Origin of the sequence: Kitasatospora sp. NPDC058032, assembly GCF_042885845.1 — a bacterium.
GTDB lineage: Bacteria > Actinomycetota > Actinomycetes > Streptomycetales > Streptomycetaceae > Kitasatospora.
On record NZ_JBHVRK010000029.1, the window covers coordinates 43,598 to 69,101 of the forward strand.

General features: G+C 72.7%; 23 protein-coding genes and 2 riboswitches. Of the genes, 11 read left to right on the forward strand and 12 right to left on the reverse strand.

Annotated elements, in window-relative coordinates:
* Window positions 1–284: 284 nt before the first annotated feature.
* Window positions 285–2,303 carry a heavy metal translocating P-type ATPase gene (locus ACFVUH_RS31875; RefSeq protein ID WP_387916881.1) on the reverse strand — a complete coding sequence of 673 codons (2,019 nt, stop codon included), beginning with the start codon at window positions 2,301–2,303 and terminating at the stop codon, window positions 285–287.
* Window positions 2,304–2,407: 104 nt separating this feature from the next.
* Here ACFVUH_RS31875 and ACFVUH_RS31880 point away from each other — a divergent pair, with 104 nt between their 5' ends.
* The 3 genes from ACFVUH_RS31880 (at window position 2,408) to ACFVUH_RS31890 (ending at window position 4,298) form a co-directional block, all read left to right on the forward strand.
* Window positions 2,408–2,815, forward strand: coding sequence for an ArsR/SmtB family transcription factor (locus ACFVUH_RS31880; protein ID WP_387916883.1), 408 nt, complete (start codon window positions 2,408–2,410; stop codon window positions 2,813–2,815).
* Window positions 2,816–3,145: 330 nt separating this feature from the next.
* The gene (locus ACFVUH_RS31885) at window positions 3,146–3,727 is read left to right on the forward strand and encodes a hypothetical protein (RefSeq protein WP_387916885.1); all 582 of its coding nucleotides are present in this window, start codon (window positions 3,146–3,148) and stop codon (window positions 3,725–3,727) included.
* Between the two features lie 49 nt (window positions 3,728–3,776).
* Window positions 3,777–4,298, forward strand: coding sequence for a DUF6529 family protein (locus ACFVUH_RS31890; protein WP_387916886.1), 522 nt, complete (start codon window positions 3,777–3,779; stop codon window positions 4,296–4,298).
* 123 nt (window positions 4,299–4,421) lie between these two features.
* Here ACFVUH_RS31890 and ACFVUH_RS31895 read toward each other — a convergent pair whose 3' ends face one another.
* The 3 genes from ACFVUH_RS31895 to ACFVUH_RS31905 all read right to left on the reverse strand — a co-directional run bounded on the left by ACFVUH_RS31895 (window position 4,422) and on the right by ACFVUH_RS31905 (window position 8,184).
* On the reverse strand, window positions 4,422–4,970 hold the full coding sequence (locus ACFVUH_RS31895) for a TetR family transcriptional regulator (RefSeq protein WP_355359583.1): 549 nt from the start codon (window positions 4,968–4,970) through the stop codon (window positions 4,422–4,424).
* A gap of 104 nt (window positions 4,971–5,074) precedes the next feature.
* Window positions 5,075–6,751 (reverse strand): glycoside hydrolase family 13 protein, encoded by a 1,677-nt coding sequence (locus ACFVUH_RS31900; protein ID WP_387916887.1) that lies wholly within the window; start codon window positions 6,749–6,751, stop codon window positions 5,075–5,077.
* Entirely contained in the window at window positions 6,748–8,184 is a 1,437-nt protein-coding gene (locus ACFVUH_RS31905; RefSeq protein WP_387916889.1) for an MFS transporter, read from the reverse strand. The genes ACFVUH_RS31900 and ACFVUH_RS31905 overlap by 4 nt, the downstream gene beginning before the upstream one ends.
* Before the next feature lie 851 nt (window positions 8,185–9,035).
* Here ACFVUH_RS31905 and ACFVUH_RS31910 point away from each other — a divergent pair.
* The 6 genes from ACFVUH_RS31910 (at window position 9,036) to ACFVUH_RS31935 (ending at window position 13,494) form a co-directional block, all read left to right on the forward strand.
* Window positions 9,036–10,100 carry a fatty acid desaturase family protein gene (locus ACFVUH_RS31910; protein ID WP_387916891.1) on the forward strand — a complete coding sequence of 355 codons (1,065 nt, stop codon included), beginning with the start codon at window positions 9,036–9,038 and terminating at the stop codon, window positions 10,098–10,100.
* 62 nt (window positions 10,101–10,162) lie between these two features.
* Window positions 10,163–11,308: a glycosyltransferase family 4 protein gene (locus ACFVUH_RS31915; RefSeq protein ID WP_387916941.1), complete on the forward strand. Its 1,146-nt coding sequence runs from the start codon at window positions 10,163–10,165 to the stop codon at window positions 11,306–11,308.
* A gap of 20 nt (window positions 11,309–11,328) precedes the next feature.
* Window positions 11,329–12,237, forward strand: a complete 909-nt coding sequence (locus ACFVUH_RS31920; RefSeq protein WP_387916893.1) for an alpha/beta fold hydrolase — start codon at window positions 11,329–11,331, stop codon at window positions 12,235–12,237.
* Between the two features lie 135 nt (window positions 12,238–12,372).
* Window positions 12,373–12,840, forward strand: a complete 468-nt coding sequence (locus ACFVUH_RS31925) for a nuclear transport factor 2 family protein (protein ID WP_387916895.1) — start codon at window positions 12,373–12,375, stop codon at window positions 12,838–12,840.
* A gap of 34 nt (window positions 12,841–12,874) precedes the next feature.
* Window positions 12,875–13,159 (forward strand): thiamine pyrophosphate-binding protein, encoded by a 285-nt coding sequence (locus ACFVUH_RS31930; protein WP_387916896.1) that lies wholly within the window; start codon window positions 12,875–12,877, stop codon window positions 13,157–13,159.
* A gap of 71 nt (window positions 13,160–13,230) precedes the next feature.
* Window positions 13,231–13,494: a hypothetical protein gene (locus ACFVUH_RS31935; protein ID WP_387916897.1), complete on the forward strand. Its 264-nt coding sequence runs from the start codon at window positions 13,231–13,233 to the stop codon at window positions 13,492–13,494.
* A gap of 76 nt (window positions 13,495–13,570) precedes the next feature.
* Here the strand turns inward: ACFVUH_RS31935 and ACFVUH_RS31940 are convergent, their stop codons facing one another.
* Window positions 13,571–14,257 carry an alpha/beta fold hydrolase gene (locus tag ACFVUH_RS31940; RefSeq protein ID WP_387916898.1) on the reverse strand — a complete coding sequence of 229 codons (687 nt, stop codon included), beginning with the start codon at window positions 14,255–14,257 and terminating at the stop codon, window positions 13,571–13,573.
* Between the two features lie 60 nt (window positions 14,258–14,317).
* Here ACFVUH_RS31940 and ACFVUH_RS31945 point away from each other — a divergent pair, with 60 nt between their 5' ends.
* Window positions 14,318–14,740 carry an SDR family NAD(P)-dependent oxidoreductase gene (locus tag ACFVUH_RS31945; protein ID WP_387916900.1) on the forward strand — a complete coding sequence of 141 codons (423 nt, stop codon included), beginning with the start codon at window positions 14,318–14,320 and terminating at the stop codon, window positions 14,738–14,740.
* On the opposite strand, the gene ACFVUH_RS31950 is transcribed toward ACFVUH_RS31945, so the two are convergent.
* The 7 genes from ACFVUH_RS31950 to ACFVUH_RS31980 all read right to left on the reverse strand — a co-directional run bounded on the left by ACFVUH_RS31950 (window position 14,719) and on the right by ACFVUH_RS31980 (window position 23,518).
* Window positions 14,719–15,153 (reverse strand): hypothetical protein, encoded by a 435-nt coding sequence (locus ACFVUH_RS31950; protein WP_387916943.1) that lies wholly within the window; start codon window positions 15,151–15,153, stop codon window positions 14,719–14,721. The two genes, ACFVUH_RS31945 and ACFVUH_RS31950, sit on opposite strands and share 22 nt — an antisense overlap.
* Window positions 15,154–15,321: 168 nt before the next feature.
* Complete coding sequence (locus tag ACFVUH_RS31955; protein WP_387916902.1) at window positions 15,322–15,654, reverse strand: hypothetical protein; 333 nt, start codon at window positions 15,652–15,654, stop codon at window positions 15,322–15,324.
* Window positions 15,655–15,672: 18 nt separating this feature from the next.
* On the reverse strand, window positions 15,673–16,494 hold the full coding sequence (locus ACFVUH_RS31960; protein WP_355359522.1) for an ECF transporter S component: 822 nt from the start codon (window positions 16,492–16,494) through the stop codon (window positions 15,673–15,675).
* Entirely contained in the window at window positions 16,491–18,134 is a 1,644-nt protein-coding gene (locus tag ACFVUH_RS31965) for an ABC transporter ATP-binding protein (protein WP_387916904.1), read from the reverse strand. Before ACFVUH_RS31965 ends, ACFVUH_RS31960 begins: the two co-directional genes overlap by 4 nt.
* Window positions 18,131–19,360 (reverse strand): CbiQ family ECF transporter T component, encoded by a 1,230-nt coding sequence (locus tag ACFVUH_RS31970; RefSeq protein ID WP_387916906.1) that lies wholly within the window; start codon window positions 19,358–19,360, stop codon window positions 18,131–18,133. The genes ACFVUH_RS31965 and ACFVUH_RS31970 overlap by 4 nt, the downstream gene beginning before the upstream one ends.
* A gap of 10 nt (window positions 19,361–19,370) precedes the next feature.
* Window positions 19,371–20,597, reverse strand: a complete 1,227-nt coding sequence (locus ACFVUH_RS31975; protein ID WP_387916908.1) for a hypothetical protein — start codon at window positions 20,595–20,597, stop codon at window positions 19,371–19,373.
* A gap of 35 nt (window positions 20,598–20,632) precedes the next feature.
* Window positions 20,633–23,518, reverse strand: a complete 2,886-nt coding sequence (locus tag ACFVUH_RS31980) for a prenyltransferase/squalene oxidase repeat-containing protein (RefSeq protein WP_387916909.1) — start codon at window positions 23,516–23,518, stop codon at window positions 20,633–20,635.
* A 103-nt stretch (window positions 23,519–23,621) separates the two neighbouring features.
* Window positions 23,622–23,761, reverse strand: a riboswitch (cobalamin riboswitch).
* A gap of 82 nt (window positions 23,762–23,843) precedes the next feature.
* Window positions 23,844–23,921: riboswitch (cobalamin riboswitch) on the forward strand.
* A gap of 127 nt (window positions 23,922–24,048) precedes the next feature.
* On the opposite strand from ACFVUH_RS31980, the gene ACFVUH_RS31985 reads away from it, so the two are divergent.
* Entirely contained in the window at window positions 24,049–25,476 is a 1,428-nt protein-coding gene (locus tag ACFVUH_RS31985; protein WP_387916911.1) for a hypothetical protein, read from the forward strand.
* Window positions 25,477–25,504: the final 28 nt, after the last annotated feature.

The window sequence follows — 25,504 nt, forward strand, 5'->3', positions numbered from 1 at the left end:
GACGCAGGGCGTTCCAGATAGATGCGGAAGCGCCTTACATGTGAAGACAATAGTTGCAGACGCTCGCTATTGCAAATGCTCAACCGCCACCGGGTTCCGGTGGCGGTCGCCCGGGGCAACCCCCGACGTCGGCCAGTAGCCGGCCGCCCAGCCCGGCGGGCTGGGCGGCGTGATCGAGGCCGGGAGCCTTCGGCGTACCGCGGCAGCAGCCCCGGCAGACGGTCACGGTGCAGCGGGCCGCCGCCCCGGGGCGGGAGCCGAGGCCTTCTCGCGCGCACGGCGGCTCACCGGCGGCCCTCGGCGGCGGCCCGCTTCCAGGCGGCGTCGCGCAGCAGGCGCAAGCCGTTCAGGCCGACGATCACGGTGGAGCCCTCATGGCCGAGCACGCCCAGCGGCAGCGGCAGGGTGGCGACCAGGTCCCACACCACCAGCACGCCGATGAACACCGAGGCGATCACCAGGTTCTGCACCACGAAGGAGCGGGCCCGGCGGGAGAGCGCGACGACGGCGGGGACGGTGGCGAGTTCGTCGCGGACGATCACCGCGTCGGCGGTCTCCAGGGCGAGGTCCGAACCGGCCCGGCCCATCGCGAGGCCGGTGTGCGCGGCCGCGAGCGCGGGGGCGTCGTTGACACCGTCGCCAAGCACCAGCACCTTGCGCCCGGCCGCCTCCCACTCCTTCACCGCGGCGACCTTGTCCTGCGGCAGCAGCCCCGCCCGGATGTCCGTGATGCCCACCTCGCCGGCCAGGCGCTTCGCGGCGCGCGCGTTGTCGCCGGTCAGCAGGACCGGAGCGGTCCCGGTCAGCGCGGTCAGCGCGCCGACGGTTGCGGGGGCGTCCGGACGCAGGCGGTCCGCGATGCCGAGGACACCGGCCGGGACGCCGTCGACCTCGACGAGGACCGCGGTGCGACCGCCGTCCTCCAGCTCGGCCGCGATGGCGGCGGCCCGGGCGCGGATGCCGCTGTCGGCGCCTCCCCCGCCCTCCGGCCGGCAGACGCCTCCCCGCAGCCGGGCCGGGGCACCGACGGCGACGGCGCGGCCCTCGACGGTGGCGGTCACACCGATGCCGGGGGCGGAGGAGAAGTCCTGCGCCCCGGCCGGGGTGAGCCCGCGGGTGCGGGCGGCGTCCACGATCGCGCGGGCGAGCGGGTGCTCGCTGGGGTGCTCGGCCGCCGCCGCCAGCGCCAGCAGCTCCTCCGCGGTGAAGCCGGTTCCGGCCAGCGGACGGACGTCGGTGACGCGCGGAGTGCCCTCGGTGAGCGTGCCGGTCTTGTCCAGAGCGACCGCATCGACCTGGCCCAGGCGCTCCATCACCACGGCCGACTTGACCAGCACACCGTGCCGTCCGGCGTTGGCGATCGCGGAGAGCAGCGGCGGCATGGTGGCCAGCACCACGGCGCAGGGGGACGCGACGATCATGAACGTCATCGCCCGCAGCAGCGAGCCGGTGAAAGCGGCGCCGAAGGCCAGCGGGACAGCGAAGACCGCAAGGGTGGCGACGACCATGCCGATCGAGTACCGCTGCTCGACCTTCTCGATGAACAGCTGCGTCGGCGCCTTGGTCTCGGACGCCTCCTCGACCATCTTCACGATGCGGGCGATCACCGAGTCGGAGGCGTCCCGCTCGACCTTCACCCGCAGCGCGCCGGTGCCGTTGAGGGTGCCGGCGAATACCTCGTCGCCGACCGTCCTGGCGACCGGAAGCGGCTCGCCGGTGATGGTGGCCTGGTCGACGTCGCTCGCGCCGTCCAGCACCCGCCCGTCGGCGCCGATCCGCTCGCCCGGCCGGACCAGGATCGTGTCGCCGACGGCCAGGTGACCGGTCGGCACGGTCTCCTCGGTGCCGCCGTCGAGCAGTCGGGTCGCCGTCGTGGGGGCGAGGTCGAGCAGTCCGCGCACCGAGTCGGCGGTGCGGGCGGTGGCGATCGCCTCCAGCGCACCGGAGGTGGCGAAGATGACGATCAGCAGCGCGCCGTCCATCACCTGCCCGACCGCCGCCGCGCCCAGCGCCGCGACGATCATCAGCAGGTCGACGTCGAGCGTCTTCTCCCGCAGCGCCTGAAGGCCCGCCCAGGCCGGCTCCCACCCCCCGGTCGCATAGGCGAGCGCGTACAGCGGCCCCCACGCCCAGGCCGGGGCGCCGGTCAGCTGCAGCGGCAACGCGATCAGGAACAGCACCAGCGAGGCGGCGGCCCACCGGGCCTCCGGCAGGGCGAAGATCCGCGTGCGCCGCCGGGGCGCGACAGTCGCGGGCGCCGCGGCAACCGCGGAAGCGGAGCGCTCGGTCAGGGTGGAGGACATGGCAGGCAGGACCCTTCGCACAGGCCATGGGCAGGATCAACGACTCAACTCACAATACAGGAACATATGAACAGCTCTTCATTTATGGTCTGTAGTATTGGCCCATGGGTCATGGAGCCGCTCCCCCGAAGAACGCCGTCCCGCGCACACGCCTGGACGCGTCCAACGCCGCCCGGGTGGCCAACACTCTCCAGGCCCTGGCCACACCGTCCCGGCTGCTGATCCTCGCCCGCCTGCGCGAAGGCCCCTGCGCCGCCACCGAACTCGCCCACGAGGTCGGCATGGAACAGTCCGCCTGCTCCCACCAGCTTCGTCTGCTGCGCAACCTCGGCCTGGTCGTCGGCCGGCGCCAGGGCCGCTCGGTCGTCTACGCGCTGCACGACAGCCACGTCGCCGAACTCCTCGACCAGGCCGTCTATCACACCGAGCACCTGCGCCTCGGCCTGAGCGACGCGGCCGAGGCCGAGGCCGAGGCCGACGGATCGGACCCGGCGCTCGACCCCACGACCTGACCGGCCCTCCCCGCACCGGATGAGCGGATCGCGTGTCCGCGCCCGCAGGACGATGGAGGGCGCGGCGATGACGACGAGCACGAGCACGAACGGCGAAGCGGCGCGGCACCCTGGCGGCCGCGGCCCTGGCAGGACTCGCGGCCACACCGCCCCTCACCGCCGCCGACCCGGCGGCAACCCGGCGGCGATCACCCACCCGGCGCCACGCCTTCGGCCGATCGGCTTCACCCGCGTCCCCCGACGCGCTGACTGTCCGGCGCGCCGCCGGGGCCGCGTCGGGCCGCTCTGGCCGTAGTGGTGCCCAGAGTCCTCGACCCGCCGGAGAGCCCCATGAACCAGCGCCGCCTCGCGGCCGTCTCGCTCGCCGCCGTCACCCTGCTCACCGCGGTGTGCGGCGGTTGCTCCAGCAGCAAATCGACCACCAGCCAGTCAAGCCCCTCCCCCGCCGCGACGCAGCCGACCAGCACCGCCACCAGCACCGCGACGAGTACCGCGACGAGTACCGCGACGAGTACCGCCACGAGCAGCCCGACCGGTGCGGTCGGCGCCGCGATCGTCGCGACAGCACCCATCGGCCAGTTCGGCGACATCCTGGTCGACTCCCAGGGCATGACCCTCTATCTCTTCGAGAAGGACACCTCCACCGCCTCCACCTGTTACGGCGACTGCGCCGCGGCCTGGCCGCCGGCCCTCACCGAGGGCGCCCCCACCGCCGCCCACGGCGCCGACCAGACCAAGCTGTCCACGAGCACCCGCACCGACGGCAAGACCCAGATCGTCTACAACGGCCACCCGCTCTACCACTTCCAGGGCGACAAGGCCCAGGGCGACACCAACGGCCAGGAGTCCACCGCCTTCGGCGCCAAGTGGTACGTCGTGAACCCGGCCGGCAACAAGGTCGAGAGCAGCTGATCCGGTGACCGGCGACGAGCGCCCGGCGTCCGGACGAACGCTACGGGCCGTGCTCTGGGCGCTCCCGCCGGTCGCGGTCGTGGTCGGCGTGTTCTGGTTCGGCCGCGCACACACTCCCGAATACGCCACCGCCCTGTTCGGCGCCCGATTCGGTGACGCCCAGCAGCTGAAGGCCGAGCTCGGCACCGCCCTGCTCGGCCTCGCCCTGATCCAACTGCTGCTCGCACTCTGGCTGTACGGGCGACTCCCCGGCCTGGGAGCGGCACCACGACCGGTCGGCCGGATCCACCGGCTCGGCGGCCTCGCCGCCTTCCTGCTCTCCCTGCCGATCGCCCGGCACTGCCTGGTCGCCTACGGGGTGCAACTGACCGACGCCCGCACCACCCTGCACTCACTGAGCGGCTGCTTCCTCTACGGCGCCTTCGTCGCCAAAGTGATCGTCGTCCGCCACCGACGGCTGCCCGGCTGGGCCCTGCCCGCCGCCGGCGGCGCCCTCGTCCTCACCATCGCACTGCTCTGGTACTCCGCGGCGCTCTGGTACCTCAACGGCTACCACGCCCCGGGCTTCTAGCCACAACAACGGCCTGCGCGAGGAGACGGTGGCCACGCTCACCGAGGCCGTCTCCGTCCGGAGCGTGAACCCGACGTATCCGCATCGACGGCACGGTGAGCCGCGGTACCGAACGCCCAGGGTTCAGCGGGCGCCGAGTCCGGCCAGTCGCTGGAGGGCGTGGCGCATCTGATCGACGGTCTGCGGGCGTGTGTCCAGGGTGAGGTGCGTGGACGCGCCCTCGATGTACGTGTTGATCGCTCGGGCTGTTTCCTCGTCGAAGTGCGCCCGGAGTGCGGTGAATCCGGCGTCGATCATCTCGTGGACCAGCGGGCGGAATTCGGCGCGGCGAGAGGCGATGGCGTACAGCTCGTACGTGAGATGGTAGATGTTCTGGTCCTCGCCGAAGTCGTCGTAGATGAGCGAGATCACCGCATCGATGGCGTCGGCGGGTCCTTCGGTGTGCTGGAACCTCTTCCGGACGATGTCGCGGATCCGCTGGGTGAAGCGGTGGAACGCCTCGTAGAGGAGTTCGTCGATGCCGGAGAAGTGATACGTCATCGAGCCGAGCGGGACTCCGGTGCGCTTGGCGACCGCTCGGTGGGACGTTCCTGCCACGCCCTGTTCCGCGATGCAGTCGACGGCGGCGTCAATGATGCGGTCCCGACGTCCCGCGTCGACTTGCCTGGCCATTCGGTTCCGCCTCCGGACTGCGTATGGGCTGCGCGTTGTACGGGGACGATCGTACGCGAGCCGACACGGCGGGTGGCCGCCCCGTCGGGCGACCACCCGCTGGTCTAGTCCGTCAACCAGACGGCGCAGTCGGTGGGAAGGAGGTCCGTCACGCCGTCCGCGCTCGCCACGAGCACTCGCGCGCTCGCGGGAATCGGCCAGGGCTCGGAGCCGAGGTTGAGCACGATCCGGGTGGTTCCCCGATCGTTGGTGACGTCCAGTGCCACGACGTCCGGTCGGAGGTCGACGAGCGCGAGCGACCCGTTCCCCAGCTGTCGCTGCCGCCGTACGGCGAGCAGGCTCCGGTAGAGCTCCAGCGTGGAGCCGTCACGGCCGCGTTGCCGGTCCACGGCGTAGTCGCCGAAGTCGGCGGGCTGCGGAAGCCACGAGGCGCCGGTGTCGTTGAAGCCGAACGCCGGGGCGTCCTTCTTCCAGGGGATCGGCACCCGGCATCCGTCGCGGCCGAGGCGGTGCCCGCCCCCACGAAGGAAGTCGGGGTCGGTGCGGGCCTCGGCGGGGAGCTCGATCACCTCTCGAAGGCCGAGTTCCTCACCTTGGTACAGATACGAGCTGCCGGGGAGGGCGAGCATGAGCGCCGTCGCCGCCCGCGCCCTGCGCAGCCCGAGTCCGGTGTCCGGCCGGGGCTCGGTGGCCTCGAGGATCCACGGTGCCATCGTCGGGTCGGCCCGCACGAGCCGGGTCGCGTGACGAATGACGTCGTGGTTCGAGAGCACCCAGGTCGCCGGCGCGCCGACGGAGTCCGCGTTCCGCAGCGTGGTCCTGATCTGCGCCCGCAGGGCATCGGCGTCCCAGGTCGCGCGCATGTAGTCGAAGTTGAACGCCTGCTGGAACTCGTCCGCTCGCACATACAGGGCGAGCCGGTCGTGGGGCGTCACCCAGGCCTCCGCGACCATCGCCCGCTCCCCGGGGTAGCTGTCGAGGATCGCCCGCCACTGCTGGTAGATGTCGTGGACGCCGTCCTGGTCGGCGAACGGCACGGCGTTGGTGGGGAGCGCGCCCCTGTTGTACGCGTCCCAGTCGGCATCGAAGTCCAGAAGGCCCGGCGCCTTGACCAGGTGATGGGCGACATCGATCCGGAAACCGTCGACGCCCCGGTCCAGCCAGAACCTCAGTGTCCCCGCGAACATCTCCCGTACTTCGGGATTCTCCCAGTTGAGATCGGGCTGCTTTCGGTCGAAGAGGTGCAGGTACCACTGCCCGTCCGCCACCTGGGTCCACGCCGGTCCCCCGAACTCGCTGGGCCAGTTGTTCGGCACCCCGGGCGAGTCGACGAACCAGTACCGGTCACGCTCGGGAGAACCCGGACCGGCTGCGAGTGCCGCCTGGAACCAGGGATGCTCGTCACTGGTGTGATTGGGCACGATGTCGATGATCACCCGGATACCGAGCGCGTGTGCGGTCGCGATCAGGTCATCGGCATCGGCGAGAGTTCCGTACATCGGATCGACGTCGCGGTAGTCGGCGACATCGTAGCCGCCGTCCGCCTGCGGGGAAGGATAGAAGGGGGAGATCCAGATCGCGTCGACACCGAGGTCGTGAAGGTAGGCGAGGCGGTTCCTGATGCCGCCGAGATCGCCGTTCCCGTCGCCGTCCGAGTCGGCGAACGAGCGCGGGTACACCTGGTAGATCACCGCGGTGCGCCACCATTCCGCGGTACCGAAGGCCTCATGTATGTGTTCGACGGCGGAATCGGGTGTCGCGTGGTGCGTTCGCGGGCTCATGCCGCGCCCTCCGGAGCGGGAGAAACGGACTCGGCGCGGCGCTTGCGCAGGTCCGCGAGGATCTGCGGGTGCTCCTTGTCGAGGTGGTAGAAGGCCAGGACGGCGGCCATCGCGATGGCGAAGATCAGGGGCAGCCATATGAAGACGAAGTCGATCGCACCGAGGGCGGATGCCGGCTGGTTCGCGCCGCCGCCCTCCCGGAAACCGCCGAATCCGAGCATCCAGCCGATGGCGACACCGCCGAGAGCGCCGCCGATCTTCTGCCCGATGGTCGCGCCCGCGAAGACGAGCCCTTCCGCGCGAATACCGCTGCGCCACTCCTCGTACTCGATCGTGTCGGCGACCATGCCGAACAGAACCGCGAACATGCTTCCCACGCCGACGCCGCCGATCGAGAGGCCGGTGAGGACGACCGGAAGCGCCGTGGGGGCCGTCGCGATGACCAGTTGCCCCACGACCATCGCGGCGCATCCGAGCAGCGAGATGTTGCGCTTGCCGATCCGCCTCACCAGGGGGATGGCGAGGAACACACCGGCGAATTCGACGATGGTGCGGAACGTGAAGAGCATCGTCGCGAGGTTCTCGTCACCGAGCGCGTACTGGGCGTAGTACGGGTAGACCCCGACAAGGCCGTACGCCGACAGCAGCAGGATCCCGAGGAGTGTGAGCTGGAGCCAGTACTTGTTGCGCAGCAGCGACGCGAGACCCTCACGGGTCGTGAACGGACGGCCCGCCGCCACGGCGGGGGTGGCCGCGTCGGACGAACCGGCCTCGTCCGACGCGCGATGCGAACCGATGCGCTCCTTGCAGAACACGAACACGATGAAAAAGAGGACGACGGCAAGTCCGCCGTACAGGGAGAACGTCAGCGTCCACGCGCCGGCGCCTCCCCCGAACGCGTCGACGAGGGGCATGGTGAGCGCGGCGACGATGAGTGTCCCCACATACGCGCCGACCATGCGGAACGTGCTCAACAGGCCGCGTTCCCCGGAGTCTTCGGTCATCAGAGCACTGAGAGCCCCGTAGGGGATGTTCATCGCGGTATAGATGACGACACCGGAGAGCATGTAGGTCGCGAATGCGTAGACTATTTTCCCGGTCTCGCCGAGGTCCGGCGCCGAGAACAGAAGTGCCGCACTCACGCCATAAGGAACGGCGAGGAAGAGCAGCCACGGCCGGGCTTTTCCGAACCGCGAGGTGAGCTTCTCCATCAGGACGCCGACGGCAAGGTCCCAGACTCCGTCAAGCAGGCGGGCCACCAGGAACATCGTGCCGACGGTAGCTGCCGGAATTCCGACAACCTCGGTGTAGAAGAACATGAGGTATGTGCCCGTGGCGACATACACGAGGTTGAACGCGAGGTCGCCGGTCGAGTAAGCGACTTTCTCCGGAAATAGGACACGGCCTGTCGCCGAGCCGCCGATTCTTGACATCACAAACGGTCCTTTCGAGGCTCCGGAAGAGCGCCTCGTCGCTGAGGTGAGGAAAGGCATGCGTTGCGCACACGCACCCCGCTTCATGGGCGGTACGCGGAGTCGCTGTCGGCGGCCGTTCACGCCGAGATGATGTACGACCGTACATCATCGATGTGTACGACCGTACATCAAGCGTTCGTCCCGCGCTAGCCTGGTATTTCGTGAGCCGATGCGGCTTTCGTCCAGCGCCTCGACCCGACGGCCGGAGGTCGTCGGCCACCCCTGCGGCCTACCAGGACTGCCGCGGGTGGCCTGTCCTCACCCGCCCGCGCAACCAGGTCCCCGCGCGGGCACCGGGACTCGCCCACGCCCTGGTCGTCCGCAGTGAGCGCGCCCGCCTCGACGGCGCGGACGACAGCGACGCGCCGAACCGAGCTGCACGAACTCGCCGGCCGGATGCCTCGACGCGGTCTGCGGCGACACGCGTTGGCCCACGAAGATCAAGGTGTACCAGCGCAACGCCGCGATCGACCGGGTGAGGTACCCGCTGGTGGGCGGGTCCACGGGATCCATCTGCCGGGCCCCTGGGCCCCGGCCCGCCGTCGCCGGGGACGAACGCCCGAGCCGAATCGGGCCCATGGCCTGCGGCGGAGCCCGCGCCTCCCGGCGGGACCCGGCGACGGGGTCGTGCGGGCCATCGACCACCGAACAGCGGATCGGGGACCGGCGGCAGCGGCTCACCCGATCGGGTCGCTGTCGCCCGCAGTGCGGAACGGTGGCGATTCGCGCGCGGAAGAATCGGATCCTCCCCGCCCGGGCGACGGTGTGCGGCCCCGGGCGGCCGGGGCGCGCCGAGGCCAGGGGGTGGCATGACCGTTCAGGACCCTTCGCAGGACGGGACCGTCCGGCGTGGTGAGTTCGCCGAGCTCCACCGGCGGGTGGCGGAGGCCGGTCTGCTGCGTCGGCGCCCGCTGTACTACGCGTGCCGCGGTGCAGCGCTCGTCGCGGCGCTGGCGGGGCTGCTGGTCTGCTTCGTGGCGCTCGGCGCGAGCTGGTGGCAGCTCGGCCTGGCGCCGCTGTTCGCCCTGCTGTTCGGCCAGTTGGCGCTGCTCGGCCACGATGTCGCGCACCGCGCGGTGTTCGCCGACCGCCGGACGACCGACCTGGTGGGCATCGTGCTGGGCAACCTGGTGGTCGGCATGAGCTATGGCTGGTGGGTCGACGACCACAACCGGCACCACGCCCACCCGAACCGCGTGGGCCACGACCCGGCCGCCGACTCCCTGCTCTTCGTTCGCAGCACCGAACAGGCCCAGCGGGCCAAGGGGTTGCGGCGGTTCGTGGCGCGGTACCAGGCGGAGCTGTTCTTCCCGCTGCTGTCCCTGCAGGCGCTCGGCCTGCTGGTCGCCACAGGCGTGACCCTCGTCCGCGGAACCGTGCGCCACCCGTTGCTGGAACGCACCCTCGCCGGCCTCCACTACGCCCTCGCCGCCGCCCTCACGACCACCGTGCTCGCACCGCTCCAGGCGCTCGCCTTCACCGTGCTGTTCGTGGCCCTGCTCGGCGTCCACCTGGGCTGCGTCTTCGCCCCCAACCACAAGGGCATGCCACTGACCGGCCCCGACGCCGAGCGCACCGACTTCCTCCGCCGGCAGGTGCTGCCCTCCCGCAACCTGCGGGCCGGCCGGTTCGTCCACGCCCTCTTCGGCGGACTCGGGTACCAGATCGAGCACCATCTCTTCCCCACCATGCCGGCGGCGGCACTGCGCCCGGCCTCGCACCTGGTGCGCGCCTACTGCGCGGAGGTCGGAGTGCCGTACGCCGAGGCGGGCCTGACCGCATGCTTCCGGGAGATCCTGCGGGACCTCCGCACGGTCGGCCGCTCCGTCCCGGCCCGCCCAGGGGGCGCAGCCGCGGCGGAGGCCGCCCCGTGAGCGGGGTACCGCCCCGGCCGTCGGCGCCCGCCCCGGACGGCCCGGCAGCCGGCGGCGGGCGGCTGCGGGTGGTGATCGTCACCGAGTCCTTCGCCCCACAACTCAACGGCGTGGCTCACAGCGTGCTGCGGACCGCCGAACACCTCCTGGCCCGCGGGCACTTCCCGCTCGTGGTGACCCCGGCGACACGCCGACGCGACAGCGGGCACCGCCGCGCCGCGTACGACTGCGAGGTGGTCCGGGTCCCGTCCCTCCCGCTGCCCGGCTACCCGGAGGTGCGGATCGCCCTGCCCGGGCATCAGGTGGCCGAGGCCATCGGACGGCACCGCCCGCACGTGGTCCACCTGGCCGGCCCGTTCGTGCTCGGGGCGGCCGGAGCCGCGGAGGCCCGGCGAGCGGGCGTCCCCGTCGTGGCGGTGTACCAGACCGACCTCGCCGCCTACGCCCGGACCTACCTGCCCTTCGCCGGGGCGGCCGGGGCCCGGCTGGCCTGGCACCGGCTGCGGCAGATCCACGCGGGGGCCGCGCGGACCCTCGCGCCGTCCCGGTCCGCCCTCGACGCCCTGACGGCCCACGGCGTCCCCCGGGTCCACCTGTGGCCGCGCGGCGTCGACTGCGTACGGTTCCACCCCGGCCACCGCGACGAGGTCCTGCGCCACCGACTCGGCCGGCCCGGAGAGGTCCTGGTCGGCTACGTCGGACGGCTGGCGGTGGAGAAGCAGGTCGACCGGCTGGCCGAGGTCTCGCGGCTCCCGGGCGTCCGGCTGGTCGTGGTCGGCGACGGCCCTTGCCGCGCCCGGCTGGCCGCCGCACTGCCGGACGCCCTCTTCCTGGGCCGCCGCACCGGGCACGAACTCGCCCGGCTCTACGCCTCGTTCGACCTCTTCGCGCACCCCGGGCCGTTCGAGACCTTCGGCCAGACCCTCCAGGAGGCGATGGCCAGCGGCCTGCCCGTGGTCGCCCCGGCGGCCGGTGGGCCGCTCGACCTCGTCCGCCCCGGACGCACCGGCTTCCTCGTCCCGCCCGGCGCGGGCTCCGGCTTCCGGGAGGCCGTGGAACGGCTCGCCCGGGACCCGGAGCTGCGCCGCGCGCTCGGCCGGGCGGGCCGGACCGCGGTGGCCGGACACAGCTGGGCGGCGGTCGGAGACCGGCTGGTCGACCACTACCGGCTGGCGGTCGCGGAGTCCGCCGGAGCCGGGCGCATCTGACAACACGGAACGGACCCGTCATGCACCAGCCGCTCGCCGCCGAGTACGCTCCCAGCACGCGCCCGGACGCCGACACCGCCGTCCTTCTGCACGGGCTGGGCGGCTGGACCCACAACTGGGCCGCCCTGGTCGAGCGCCTCCGGCCGTCGGTGCACTGCCTGGCGCTCGACCTCCCCGGCTTCGGCCGCTCCGCTCCCCCGCCCGACGGCCTCGTCACCGTCCGGGGCCAGGCCCTGGCCGTCGCCGGTCACCTCGATCGCACCGGGCACCGACGGGTCCACCTGGTCGGCAACTCCCTCGGCGCTCTGACCGCCCTCCACCTGGCCGCCCACCGCCCGGAACTGGTCGCCACACTGACCCTCATCTCCCCGGTCCTGCCCGCCCTCCCGCCGCCCCCGGCCCTGCGCATCTCCCTGCTCGGGCTGCCGGGCGCCTCCCGCCTGCACGCCCGGCTGCTGTCCGCGCGCGGCCCCGAGCGGGACCTCGACGACCTCTACCGCCTGATCTACGCCGACCCCTCCCGCGTCGGCGCCGCCCAGCGGGCCACCGAGTCGCGCGAACGGCTGCGCCGGGCCGCCCTCCCCCACACCCGGGACATGCTGGCCGAGGGCGTGCGCGCGGTCGTCCGCACCCACCTGCGGCCCGGCGCGGCGTCACCCTGGCGCCAGGCCGCCCGCGTCACCGCCCCCACCCTGCTCGTCTACGGCCGCGACGACCGCCTCGTCCCCTTCCGCACGGCCACCCGGGCCTACGCAGCCTTCCGCGACGCCCGACTCCTCGCCCTGCCCGGAGTCGGCCACGTCGCCATGCAGGAGTGCCCCGACGCCGTGGCCACGGCCTTCCGCGGCCTGCTCTCGGAGCCCGGCCGCTCCCGCACGGCACACCGTTCCCGCAGTGGCACACCGCACCCGGCCGCTCCGAGCGTGTGACCTGCCGCAGGCCGGCACTGCCCGGGAGAAGGGAAGGTTCGCAGTTCACCGGCGGCGTCCCGCTCGTCCGGTTGCGGGGCGCCCCGAGCCGGTGCTCTCCTGCTGGTGTCAGGCAGCACGAGGATCGGAGCCGATGTGCCCTCCCCCGACGCCGTCCCACCTCAGGAGGCCGCCGACCGGCTGGCCATCCGCCGGCTGGTCGACGCCTACGCGCACTGCGCGGACCGCCGGGACGCCGCGGGCCAGATGGCCCTGTTCACCGACGACACCCGCTTCCTGGTCCACATGGACGCCACTGCCGCCGAACCGACCCAGGAGTTGCGCGGACGCACCGCCCTCGCGCCGGTCTTCGACGATCTCAACCAGTACCGGGCCACCACCCACTTCAACGGCCAGAGCACCGTCACCCTCGACGGCGACCACGCCGAGGGCGAGACCTACTGCCTCGCGCACCACGTCTCGTCCGGCCCGGACGACAAACGCACGATCATGATCGCGTCCATCCGTTACCTCGACCGGTTCGTCAAGCAGGACGGCGACTGGCTCTTCGCCGAACGCCGACTGCTGGTCGACTGGACCGACACCCGCCCCCTCAGGCCCTGACACCCCAAATCCTCGGGCGAAGGCGATGGCACCGATGGCTGAGCGATCCACTGTCCGCACCGTGACGTACGACCTGCTGCGCACACTCGGACTCACCACGGTCTTCGGGAACCCGGGCTCCACCGAGGAACCCTTCCTCCAGGACTTCCCCCCGGACTTCCGCTACGTCCTGGCCCTCCAGGAAGCCTCCGCCATCACCATGGCCGACGCCTTCGCCCAGGTCACCGGCCGCCCCGCGCTGGTCAACCTGCACTCCTCGGCCGGCACCGGCAACGCCATGGGCAACCTGGTGGCGGCGTACCACGCGAACACCCCCTGATCGTCACCGCCGGCCAGCAGCACCGGGAGCTGCTGATCGGCGAGCCGTACCTCGCCAACCGCGAGGCCACCGTGCTGCCGCAGCCCTGGGTGAAGTGGTCGTACGAGCCGGCCCGCGCCGAGGACGTCCCCGAGGCCTTCATGCGCGCCTACGCTCTGGCGCTCCAACCGCCCGCCGGGCCGGTCTACCTGTCGGTCCCGATGGACGACTGGCAGCAGCCGCTGCCCGGCTTCACCCGGGTACGGACGGTGAGTCCCCGGGTGGCCCCCGACCCGGAGCGGCTGCAGGCCTTCGCCGAACGCATCTCCGCCGCCCGGCGGCCCGCACTGACCTGACGCACGGCCGGCGCGGCACCCTGATCGCCGCTGACCTACCGCGAGCGCCGCCAGGAGAGAGCCGTTCGACGGGTGCCTACGCTTCGAGGGACTTCGCGGCGTCGCGGATGATGTCGAGGACGAAATCCGGGTGCGAGAGCATGGGCACGTGGCTGCTGTCGACGGCGTAGGTCTTGGCGCCCATGCGCTCAGCGGCGGCCCGCTCCAGGTCCGGGTTCACCGTCCGGTCGTTGTTCGCGACGATGCACCAACTCGGCTTGGAGCGCCAGGCGGTGCCGGGTACCTGCTGGTCGAACAGGTCGGGGACCGGCACGGCGCCCACGGCCCGGACGAGCTGCTGCTCGGCCGGCGGCAGATCGCCGCAGAAATCGCCGGTGCCCGACTCCTTGAGCCAGATCCGGCCGTGGGAGATGTCGATGTGATCGAACACGGGCGTACGGGGGAACTTGTTCTGCTGTTCCTGCGAGGTCTCGTCCTCGTCCGGGCCGAGCGCGGCGATGTAGACCAGTGCGCCCACGCGATCGTGAACGCCGGCCTTGGTGATCAGGGTCCCGCCGTAGGAGTGACCGACGAGCACGACCGGGCCGGGCACGTGGTCGATGGAGCGGGTGACGCACGCGACGTCGCTTTCGAGCGAGTCGAGGCCGTGCTGCGAGCTGGAGACCGCATGCCCCTCGGCCTGGAGCGCGGGAATGAGCTTGTTGAAGCACGACCCGTCGGCCCAGAGCCCGTGAGCGAAGACGATGCTGGCCTTGCTGGCCATGGGTTCCTCATTTCGTCGTCATCGAGCCATGATGATCCGGTTACACCAGGTAGCCATGCTATGACTCGTCGCAGCCGGCCGCGACGCTGCTCCTTCCGCCTCCGTCTGCGGGTTCGGACTGCCGTGGTCCTGTTGGAACTGGGGCCGACGCCGTCCACCCGACCACCGGCGTCACCCATCGACGTGCTGGTGAACAATGTCGGAGCAGTGCGCCCGAGGGTGGATGGCTTCCTGAACGTGACAGACGAGGACTGGGGCTGGGCCCTGAGTGTCAACCTCCTGACCGCCGTCCGTGCCACCCGAGCCGCCCTGCCGCACCTGCTGGCCTCTGGCGCGGGATGCATCCCGACACAGCGGCGAAGGTCCGGCCCCATGTACAGGTGGTGGCCGGGTTGCTGCGGGCCGGGGATCACATTCTGCTGGTTCGTGAGGTCGTCGCCGACGGGGGGCCACTCGCCTGGTCACTGCCCGGCGGTGGGTTGACACGGGTGAACTGCTCCACGAGGCCTGCCGATCGCAGCGGCGAGGACCTCGTCCACCAGCCCGTGGACGTCGCCGTGGAACGCCCGGGCATCCGCCCCTCGGGACCGGTACTCGTTCACCGGTGTTTCGAGTTGGACGAACGAGTCGGCGGACCTCTCGGCGAAGAAGCACGTCCAGCGGACCAGTCCTCGGCCCTGGTGCGCTGCCGCGACCCTGAGCACACGGTCGGCCGACCCGGACTCGCCGTTGAGATGGCGCCCCTCTCCCGCATACCCGTCCAGGTGGACCACCTCACCTCCCGGTGAGCCGGTCATTCCGCCGAACTTCGGTATGTACCGGCTCAACAGGTCGTGCTTGAACCGGCTGGGCAGCGCCGGCGCGGTCCAGTACTCCCCCGAGGTACCCTTCGACATCCGTCCCTCACGGCCCGAGACCCGCACGACTCGTCGACCGTTCCGGGGTGGGCGAGCCGCAGCCCGTCCGTAAAGACCGCCGTCCGGCAGTACCACATGCGACAGCCGTATCACCGGTGGTCAACGCAGTCCCGGCCGCTCCTGCTCCGACAGCGGGGCCACGCGGCGTCACTCCCCGCGCACGTCGGAACCGCCGGACGACGCGGCACCGGCCGGCAGTGCCGCACGGACGTCGTCGAGCAGCTCGGAGAGCCCGCGACCCGGATCCATCCGATCCTCCAGGTCTGCGAGCAGCTCGGCGGGAAGCTCCGCCAGCAACTGCTCCACCTCGCTCAGCAGCCTGCGCCCGTGGCGCAGCTCCTGTTTCATCCGGGCGACCAGGGTCTGCAGTCCTCCGACCCGCCGCCGGTTGGCCTCCAGCCCGTCGTACTGCTCCGGGGACAGGACGACGACCCGCACCCCGTCCACTGTCGCTGTCCAGGGCTTCCCGGCCTTCGGCATGGTGATGACCCTTTCCGGTTAACGGACTGGTTCCGCGGCCGGCCGGCCGGTGGCCTCCGGCTTCTCGAAGCGCACGGTGGGTTCGAAGTTGGCGCGGCGGGCGGCGCGGCGGAAGACGGTGAGGACGGCGGGGCCGACGACGAGGACGGCGGTGAAGGTGGTGACGGCGCGACCGGTGTCCCAGCCGAGGGAGGTGGCGAGGTCGAAGAGCAGGTAGCGGTGCCACTGCTCGGTGAAGGGGAGACCGGGGAGGTAGGCGATGGAGCTGTTCGGGTCGGTGGAGAACGGCCAGAAGGAGAGGTTCAGCAGGAACCCGAAGAGGTAGCCGGAGAAGGCCCCGTAGGCGGCCAGCATCGGGACCTCCCAGCGCCGCCTGGTTCGCGGGAGCAGCCCGGCGAGCAGGCCGACGAAGGCGCAGCCGAACATCTGGTAGGGCATCCACGGCCCGACGCCCCCGGTGAGGAGGGCCGAGGCGAACAGGGAGGTGCAGCCGAGGGTGAAGCCGAAGCCGGGCCCGAAGACGCGTCCGGCGAGGACGAGGACGAAGAAGACCGTCTCGACTCCGGCGGTGCCGGCGCCGAGCGGGCGGAGTCCGGCGTTGACGGCGGAGAGGACACCGAGCATGGCGAGGGCCTTGGCGTCGATGCCGCCGGAGGCGATCTCGGCGATCACGACGGCGAGGACCAGGACCAGCAGGGCGCCGAAGATCAGCGGTGGGGCGTAGTTGGAGCCGAACTTCCCGGGGGCGACGACGAACGGCCAGGTGAAGGCGACCAGGCCGATGAAGGCGGCGAGGGCGACGACGACGCGGGCCCGGCCGGGGATCCGGACGGCGGTCATCGGGCGGCCTCCGTGGGCTCCAGGGCCTCCGCCACCTGGGCCACCGTCAGGTAGGGCAGTGGCGCCAGAATCTTGGCGGTCTGCGGGGCGAAGGTGGGTGAGGCGACGATGACGTCGGCGGTGGGGCCGTCGGCGACGATCTCGCCTTCGGCCATCACCACCACCCGGTCGGCGGCGGAGGCGACGAACTCGACGTCGTGGGTGGAGACCATGACCGTGCGTCCCTCGGCGGCCAGGGCGTCGACGATGCCGACGAGCGCCTCCTTGGCGTGGTAGTCGAGCCCTCGGGTGGGTTCGTCCAGCAGCACCACCCGGGGTGCCGCGGCCAGCTGGATCGCCAGGACGAGGGCGAGTTTCTGGCCTTCGGAGAGGTCGCGGGGATGGCTCTCGTCGGGGATTCCGGGGGCGAGACGGTCGAGGATCTGCCGTGCGGTCGCCCCGGCGGCACGGCCGGACTCGCGGTCGCCCTGGCCGAGTTCCTCGGCGACCGTCTCCAGGTACAGCAGGTCGGTGGGGGTTTGCGGAACGAGTCCCACCAGCCGGCGGGCCTCCGCCGCGGAGCCCCGCTTGGGGTCCTTGGGCTGTTCTCCGTCGATCCGCGCGACCCGCACGCTGCCGCCCTGCCGGGGCCCGGAGCCCTGGAGGGCCCAGAGGAGGGACGACTTGCCGGAGCCGTTGCGCCCCATCAGGGCGGTGACCTCGCCGGCCCGCAGCTCCAGTCCGGCCTCCCGGACAGCGGTCACCGGACCGTGGCGGACGACCACCTTGCGGGCCTCCAGCACGGTCTCCCCCGTCGTGACCGCCGGGCGCGGCGGGGGGACGCGCACCTCGGTGAGCCGCTCGCGCAGCGGCGCGGCGGCGCGGCGGGCGTCGCGGACGGAGAGCGGCAGCGGCTGCCAGCCGGCCAGGCGGCCGAGGTCGACGACGGGCGGCGCGACCGTCGTGCCCCGGAAGACCTCGGCGGGCGGGCCGTGCACGAGGGTGCCGTCACCGGGCAGGTAGGCGACCCGGTCGGCGTACTGGACGACACGCTCCAGACGGTGTTCGGCGAGCAGCACGGTGACGCCGAGGTCGTGGACCAGGCGGGTGATCGCGGCGAGCACCTCCTCTGCGGCCGTCGGGTCGAGCGCGGAGGTCGGCTCGTCCAGGACCAGGACCCGGGGGTGTGCGGTGAGTACGGAGCCGATGGCGACCCGCTGTTGCTGGCCGCCGGAGAGCTCGTGAAGCGCGCGGTGCCGCAGGTCGACCAAGCCCAGCAAGTCGAGGGTCTCCTCGACGCGCTTGCGCATCACCTCCGGCGGGACCGCCAACTGCTCCATGACATACGCGAGTTCCTCCTCCACCGTGTCGGTGACGAAGCCGGCCAACGGGTCCTGCCCGACCACACCCACCACGTCGGCCAGTTCGCGCGGCGGATGGTGCGCGGTGTCCCGGCCGTCGACGGTCACCCGGCCGCGCAGCGTGCCGCCGGTGAAGTGCGGGACCAGGCCGTTGACGGCGCCGAGCAGGGTGGACTTGCCGACGCCGGTGCGGCCTACCACCAGGCAGAGTTCGCCCTCGGGGACGCGCAGGTCGACGTCGCGCAGGACCGGAGCGGTCGCACCGTCGTACACCACGCCGACCTGGTCGAAACGGATCACTTGGTCACCTCGGTGGACGAGCGGTCGGTGCTGTCGGTGCGGGCGGGCGCGGCCGTCCCGGCACGCGGACGGGGCACGGCGCCGGGCACCGGCGGGCGGCCGGGTGGCGGTGCGATCACGCCGGCGGCGCCGGCCAGCAGCAGGGCGAGCACCGGCACGAGCGGCAGCGTCGGCCAGCTCAGCGGATAGAGGGAGGGGTTGAGATCGGTCACGTCGTAGCCGACCGTGGCGAACAGCAGGACGGCGGCGGCCACACCGCAGCCGGCGACCCCGAACTCGGCGGCACGCCAGCGGTCCGGGCGGTAGGTGGTGCGCCGTACCCGCCGTCCCCCGAGCAGCAGCCCGGCCACGCACAGCCCGGCACCCGCCACGAAGGCGGGCAGTCCGAGCGCGGCCGGAGCGGTTCCGTCCAACAGCCCGTACACCCCGGCGCACAGGCCGCACATGCCGAGCAGCATCAGGGCTCCGGTGGTCCGGCGGGAGCGGCGGGTGGCGGTTCCCGAGCGTCCGTAGCCGCGCGAGTCCATCGCGGCGGCCAGGTGCAGCGAGCGTTCCAGGGCGTCCTCCAGGACCGGGACGACGATGCTGCGCAGCGCGCGCACGCCCTTGGCCCGGCCCGCCCGCAACCGCCGCGCCCGCGCGACCCGTTGGACGCTCTGCACGAGTTGCGGGGCGACGCTGAGCGAGACCGTCACGGCGACGCCGAGCTCGTAGAGCGCGCCGGGCAGAACACGAAGGGTGCGTTTGGGGTTGGCCAGGGTGTTGGCGGCGCCGATGCAGCAGATCAGGCAGGCGAGGCGCAGTCCGTCGAAGGCCGCCGAGAGGGTGGCCTCCAGGGAGACCGGGCCGCCGATCCGGATGCCCGCGTACCAGGCGGGGGTCGGAATGTGGGGCAGCGAGAAGAGCAGGTGGTCGTGCGGGGTGATGCCGGTGGCGAAGACGCAGCGGAACACCACCCGGATCGCCACCACCGTGAGCGCCAGCGCCAGGTAGTACTTGAAGCCCCGGGCCCACGGAGCCTCCGTGCGGCGGGCGGTGACGACGTAGCCGAGGACGGCGAGGACGAGTAGGAGCAGCAGCGGGTTGGTGGTGCGGCTCGCGGCGGTCGCCAGGGCCAGGGCCCAGGTCCACCAGGCCAGGGGGTGAAGGTCGCGCGGGCTGCGCCGGCCTCCCCCGGTGCGCCCGGAGGCGGGTCGGGGGAGGCCGATGTCGTGTGTGCCGGGCATGGTCACCCGGTCACTCGGCCCGGCGGCGTCGGCGCGCGACGCCGAAGGTGACCAGCCCCAGGAGCACCAGGAGGGCACCGCCGACCACGGCGGGGACCATCGACCCGGCATCGTGCGGAGCCTCGGCCGCCGGGGCCGCGTCCACCACGAGCGGACCTGCGGCGTTCACGGACGCCGACGGGGCCGGTGTCTCGGTCGGGGACTCCTGCGCGGGAGCGGTCTCGACGGCCGCAGGCGTCTCCGACGGCGCCGGAGCGGGCGGCTCGGTGCTCTCGCCGCTCGGGGCCGGGGGCTCCATGGTCTCCGGTAGCGGCACCACTGCGGTCGGCACCTCGGCCGGCGGGGTCGTCGGCCGGGGAGGAGCGGCGCCGGAGGTGGCGCTCGGGGCCGCGGTCGGCCGCTTCGGCGCCGTACCTCCACCGCTTGCGCTGCCGCCGCCGGAGGATCCGCCCGGTCCGGTGCCACCGCCGGAGGACGTCGAGCCGCCGGTGGAACCGGTGCCTCCGGTGGATCCGGTGCCACCGGACGAGTTGCCACCGCCGGACGGGTTGCCACTGCCGGACGAGCCGCTCACGCCGGACGAGGTACCACCGCCGGCCGCCGCACCGCCGGTGGAGCCACCGGTGCTGCCCCCGCTGGAACCGCTGGTGGAACCGCCGGTGCTGCCGCTTCCGGGGTCGGTCGATGGCGAGGGCTGGGCGGGGGTGGTGGCCGTTCCACCGCCGGGCACCGTGTTGTGGGCGCGCACGGTGTCCGGCGAGAAGGTGGGCCGCCCCTCCGTGCCCTCGATGTTCGTCCCCCCGAAGATCCACAGGTCGACACTGCCCGGCTTCGGCTGGTAGCTCATCGCGCCCAGTTGGCTGTACGACCACTCGTTCTGGCCCGGGTCCGCGTGCCAGTACGACCAGTAGGCCGTGGCCGGGGGCGTCAGGACGCACTTCTCCTGGTCCGGGGCGGGGAACTGCTTGCCGCCCTGGAACCCGCTGTAGCCGATCCGGCAGATGAACGCCGGACCGTCGTGCCCGGTGCCGGTGGTCTTCCAGCCGCCCTGGTTGAGCAGCGCGTAGCCGGTGGTGGGGGTCGTGCCGCAGGAGCGCAGCAGCGGCCCGCCCCACTTGCCGAAGTCCACGGCGAGCACCACACCGGAGCTGGTGGTGCACTGCTCGATGGGCAGTGGCGCCGCAGTCGCCGGGGTCGCGGCCGTGCCGAGCCCGCCGGACGCGAGGGCGAGCGTCACGCCGGCGGCTCCGAACAGCCGGCCGAGCCGCCGGGTCACCGGTGACGCCCCGGGGTCGATCCCGCGCGGCGGCGGGCGATCAGGACCGCGCCCGCTCCGACGGCGGCCAGCAGGGCCGCGGCGGTCGCCAGACCCAGCGTCTCGGCTCCGGTGCGTGCCAGGCTTCCGGTGTCCGTCCCGGCCCGCGTGGCATCGATCGGCGCGCCGCCGCGTCCTGCGCCACCTCCGCCACCTCCGTCATCCGGGACCGGAGCGCTGGTGGGGACGTCCCCGGGGGTGGTGGCGTCGGCGAACGTTCCGGTCGGTGCCGGGGAGGCGGTGGCTGTCGGGGAAGCCGAAGGGCTGCCGCTCGCGGTCGGGGTCGAGGTCGCCGTGGGGGTCGGAGAACCGGTCGGCGTCGCGGTGGTGGTGGAGGTCGGGGTGGAGGTGGGGGAACCGCCGAGGTCCCGGCGCAGGGTGCCGAAGGAGATCCCGGTGGCGCCTCCCACCGCCTGGGCGGAGGCCCGCACGTCCGAGCCCCGCTGGCCCTCGGAGGCGACGTTGAAGCCGCCGTCGCCGTTCTGCTGTCCGGCGAGGAAGTCGAGCGCCTTCGCGATCCGGGGGGCGTACGCGGACTGGCGCAGACTCATGCCCTGGACGGCGAGCGCGGCCGAGTTGGTGGAGTTGCCGGCCGCGCCGGGGAAGCCCCCGTCCGGCAGCTGCCGGCCCGCCAGCCAGGAAACGCCCCTGTCGACCGCCTGGGCGGCCTCGGTGCCGGGGACGAGCGCGAGCGCCATGGCCGCCATCGCGGTGCTGTCCACGTCGGAGTCCCCAGTGGCGGGGATCAGGCTCGGCCAGGAGCCGTCGGCGTGCTGGAGGCTCTTCAGGTAGGCGACCGCGGAGTCGGCGTTGGCGGAGTCGCCGGCGCGCAGTTGCGCCATGATGCCGAGCGCCTGGGAGAACACCGAGGTGGCATAGGTGTAGTTGCCGGGGCCGGCGCAGCCGGTGGCCGCGTCGGCCTTGGCGCAGACGGCCGCGGCGAGGGCGGCGATCAGGTCGTGTCCGCCGAAGGCGCGCGGGTCGCGGCCGACGGCCTCGGCGAGCAGCGCCTCCTTGGCGATGGAGCCGCCTCCGGCGAACTCGGTGCCGATCGCGGTCCAGTCATTGACGGTGCGCTCGGCGCCGTCCTTGCCCTGCTGGTCGAGGAAGTCCACGATTCGGCGCAGGGCCGGGTCGTCCGTACCGGTGGCGGCGAGCGCGAAGGCTCCGTCGATGGTGAGGCCGAAGTCCGCGAAGTCCGGGAAGCCCTCGTAGTAGTGGCCGCCGATCAGGTTCGCCGGGGCGGTGAGGTACGCGCTGCCCTTGGTCAGGTCGGGAGTCCGGCCGGTGGGCGTGGTCGGCGCGGTGGTGGCGCCGTTCGGGTTGTGGCGGACGGTGGTCGGGTCGGTGCCGGTCAGGGCCAGAATGGCCTGTTCGGTGGAGGCCGGACCGGACTCGGTGGTCGACTCGTCGGGGCCGAAGCCGCCGTCCTCGTTCTGCCGGGCGCTCACCCATGCCTTGGCGGCCGTCTCCTTGGCCCCTTGGCCGGTGGCCCGCAGGACCTGGGCCGCAGCAGCGGTGCTCACGGTGTCCCCGGCGGCACCGACGTAGGGGAGGTAGGAGCCGTCGGCCTGCTGGCTCGCCGCGAGCCAGTCCGATGCCTTCTGCGCGACGGCTTCGCCCCCGACCGTGCCACGGAGCGCGAGGACGGTGAGGCCGGTGGCCACCGGGTCCGACTCGCAGTAGCCCCCGGCCACGATCATCGAACCGGCGGTCCCGCCGTCGGCGCACTGGAGGACGGTGAAGCGGGCGAGTGACTGGGGAGGCGGCGTGACGCCGGCACCTCGCAGGGCGATCACGGCCCATGCCTGCGCCCAGGAGGACGCGGCGCCGTGGAAGTCCCCGGCGGCCGTGCACTTCCCGTTCTCGCCCTGCCCGGTGCACACGTGGTCGGTGAGGGCGGCGATCAGGTCGCGGCCGCCGAAGTCCCGGGGATCGCCCTCGGTGCTCTCGGCGACCAGCGCCAGCAGGGCGGCGGCCTTGGCGTCGGGCTTCCCGGCGGGTCCGTCCGGGTACAGGAAGGCGTCGGCGTGCGCCGCGAGGTAGGCGACGATCTTGCGCAGAGCCGGGTCCTGGGTGCCGGCAGCCGCCAGGGCGATCGCGGTGAGGGAGGTCCGGGGGAAGTCGGGGCCCTCGAAGGCCCAGTTGCCCATGTACTCGCCGTCGACCAGCTGCCCGGCCAGCCAGGACGCCGCGGCCTTCGGGTCGCCCTCGGAGGACGTCGGGGCGGTCGGGCTCGGGAAGGCGGTCGGCGTCGCGGTGGGCGACGGTCCACCATTCTTGGCGCGAATAGAGTCCGGGGTGAAGGTCGGCTTCCCGCTGGTACCGCCGATGTCGGTGCCGCCGTACACCCAGGCCTCGACCTCGCCGGGCTTGGGCTTCTGGGTGGCAGCGCCGAACCGGCTGTAGGACCAGGTGTCCTGACCGGGCTCGGCGATCCAGTACGACCAATAGGCCGTCGCCTGCGGGGTGTTGGTGCAGGGCTCCTCGGCGGGTGTCGGGTACTGGGTACCGCCGTTGAAGCCCCCGTTGCCGAGCCGGCAGATGAAGGCCGGTCCGTCGTGCTCGGTACCGGCGGTGCTGAAGCCCGCGTTGTGCAGCAGGTTCATCCCGGTCGTGGGACGGGCGTCGCAGCCCCGCACGACTCCGCCGCCCCAGTGACCGAAGTCGACGGCGACGATCGCGCCGGCGGTGGCCGTGCATTCCTCGATCGGGTCGGCGGCGGCCCGGCCGGGGTGGGCCAGCAGAAGAGTGCCGCCCGCGGCAACCGCGACGGCACCGGTGGCGAGAAGGGACGTGAGCCCTCTGAATCCGCGGCTCGTACGGCTGTTCCTGGCCCTCACTGGCGACTCCCCGATCGGTCATCGGGTCCGCACGGCGCAGCCGACGGCTCCCCCCATGAGGAACCGCCCCGACCGCGTCGCAGTCCACGACGACGCAAGCACTTCTGTGACAAGGCCTCGGTGCAGGCATTCCGGCTCATCCGCCGCTGGGGCGGATCTACGGTTGCGGGTCAGCGCCGGAATCGGACCGGCTTCCCCTGATACCGAGGATGAAAAACCGGTTCATCAGACCACGTCTGCGGATCGGGAGTCAACGGTGCGTCATGTCGCCTTCCCCACCTCGTCGACCGTCCGATGGTGCGGTAGCGTCCGCGGTGGCCGAGCGGGGGAACCCGGTGCGAATCCGGGGCTGACGCGCAGCGGTGTGGGGTGGTGTCCTACGGCACCCCGAGCCCGAATGCCCGCCCGGCCGAGAACCACGGCGAAAGCCTGCCCACGCGATCCGGGCGGCGGCCGCTCCGGCCGTCGCGCTCCTCGGGAGCGCCGGGGTCGGGGCCGGGTCGGCGCCCGCCACCCCAAGGAGCCGTTCCGTGACCTTCCTCACGACGCCCCGCACCACCTCCTCCCGCCTCACCTCCGCCGTGACCGTGTCACTGGCGGCCGGGGCGCTGCTGTTGTCGGCCGTTCCGGCCCACGCGACCGCCACCCCGGCCCAGATAGCCACCTCCAAGAGCACCGGCGTCACCTACCTGAAGTCCCTCCAGGCCGCCGACGGCAGCTACGTCACCGGTGGCGGGCTCTCCAACGAGTGGGCCTTCAGCGCGCTGGCCGCGGCCGGCACGGCGGCGGCCGACGTGACTCCCGGCGGCGACATCACCAAGAACGCCCGCCTCGTCTACCGCAACCAGCTCGCGGCCGCCGGCTGGCCGGGCACCTCGCCGGTCGCCACCGACTACCAGCGGGGCACCCTGAACGCCTACGCCGCCGGCATCGACCCGGCCCGCGTCGGCCCGGGCCGTAACCTGATCGCCGACGCGGTCTCGTACTGGCAGACCGCCGAACCCGGTTACTGGGGCCCGTCCGCCAACTTCAACGGCACCGTGTTCGGTCTCCTCGCCCTCGGCGGCGCCAGGACCCAGAGCGGTGCCCAGCGCATCCCGCAGTCCCTGTTGGACGCCTCCGTCACGGCCGTGCGGGCCAACCAGCACACGGACGGTGGCTGGAACTACACCAAGGCCGCCGGTGACCCCACCGAGCTCGGTACGGGCAGCGACATCGACATGACCGGGGCCGCGATGGCTTCCCTGTGCGTCGGCGGCGTCCCCAACACCGACCCGGCGGTCGTCGCCGCCAAGAACTTCTTCAAGGGCAAGCTGCTGGCTTCCGGGGCGTTCAACGCCATGTGGGGCGTCAACACCGACTCCAACGGCTGGGCCGTCTCCGGCCTGAACGCCTGCGGCATCAACCCCCAGGGCGCCGACTTCACCAGCGGCACCGGCAAGACCCCGATCGACTTCCTGATCTCCCAGCAGTTCAAGCCCGGCGGCGGCTTCAAGTACCAGCCCACCGACACCACCCCCTCCCCCTACGCCTCCGTCGACGGCCTGCGCGCCGTCGCCGGCGCCGGCTTCACCGCCGCCCCGCCCGCACCGGCCACCGCCGGCGAGCCGACCTGGTCCGCCACCACGAGCTTCACCGCCGGGACGGCCGCCAGGCTCGCCCTGGTCGTCGACGACGGCACCGGCGCGCTCAAGGTCTGCGCCGTCACCGTCAACCCGACCGGCACGACCGCGACGCTCGGCGACGTCCTCGACGCGGCCGCCACCGCCACCCCGGGCGGTTGCGTCACCGCCGTCACCCCCGCCACCGGCGGCGGGACGATCACCGCGCTCAACGGCACCGCCAACAGCGGCTCCTCCACCTGGAAGGTCAGCCTGGACGGCGCCACCGCCACCGCCGCCACCCGGGCCACCATCGTCCACGTGGGCGACACCGTCTCGCTGCGCTTCGGCAGCTGATCCGGGACCGGCCGCACCGGACGGCCTG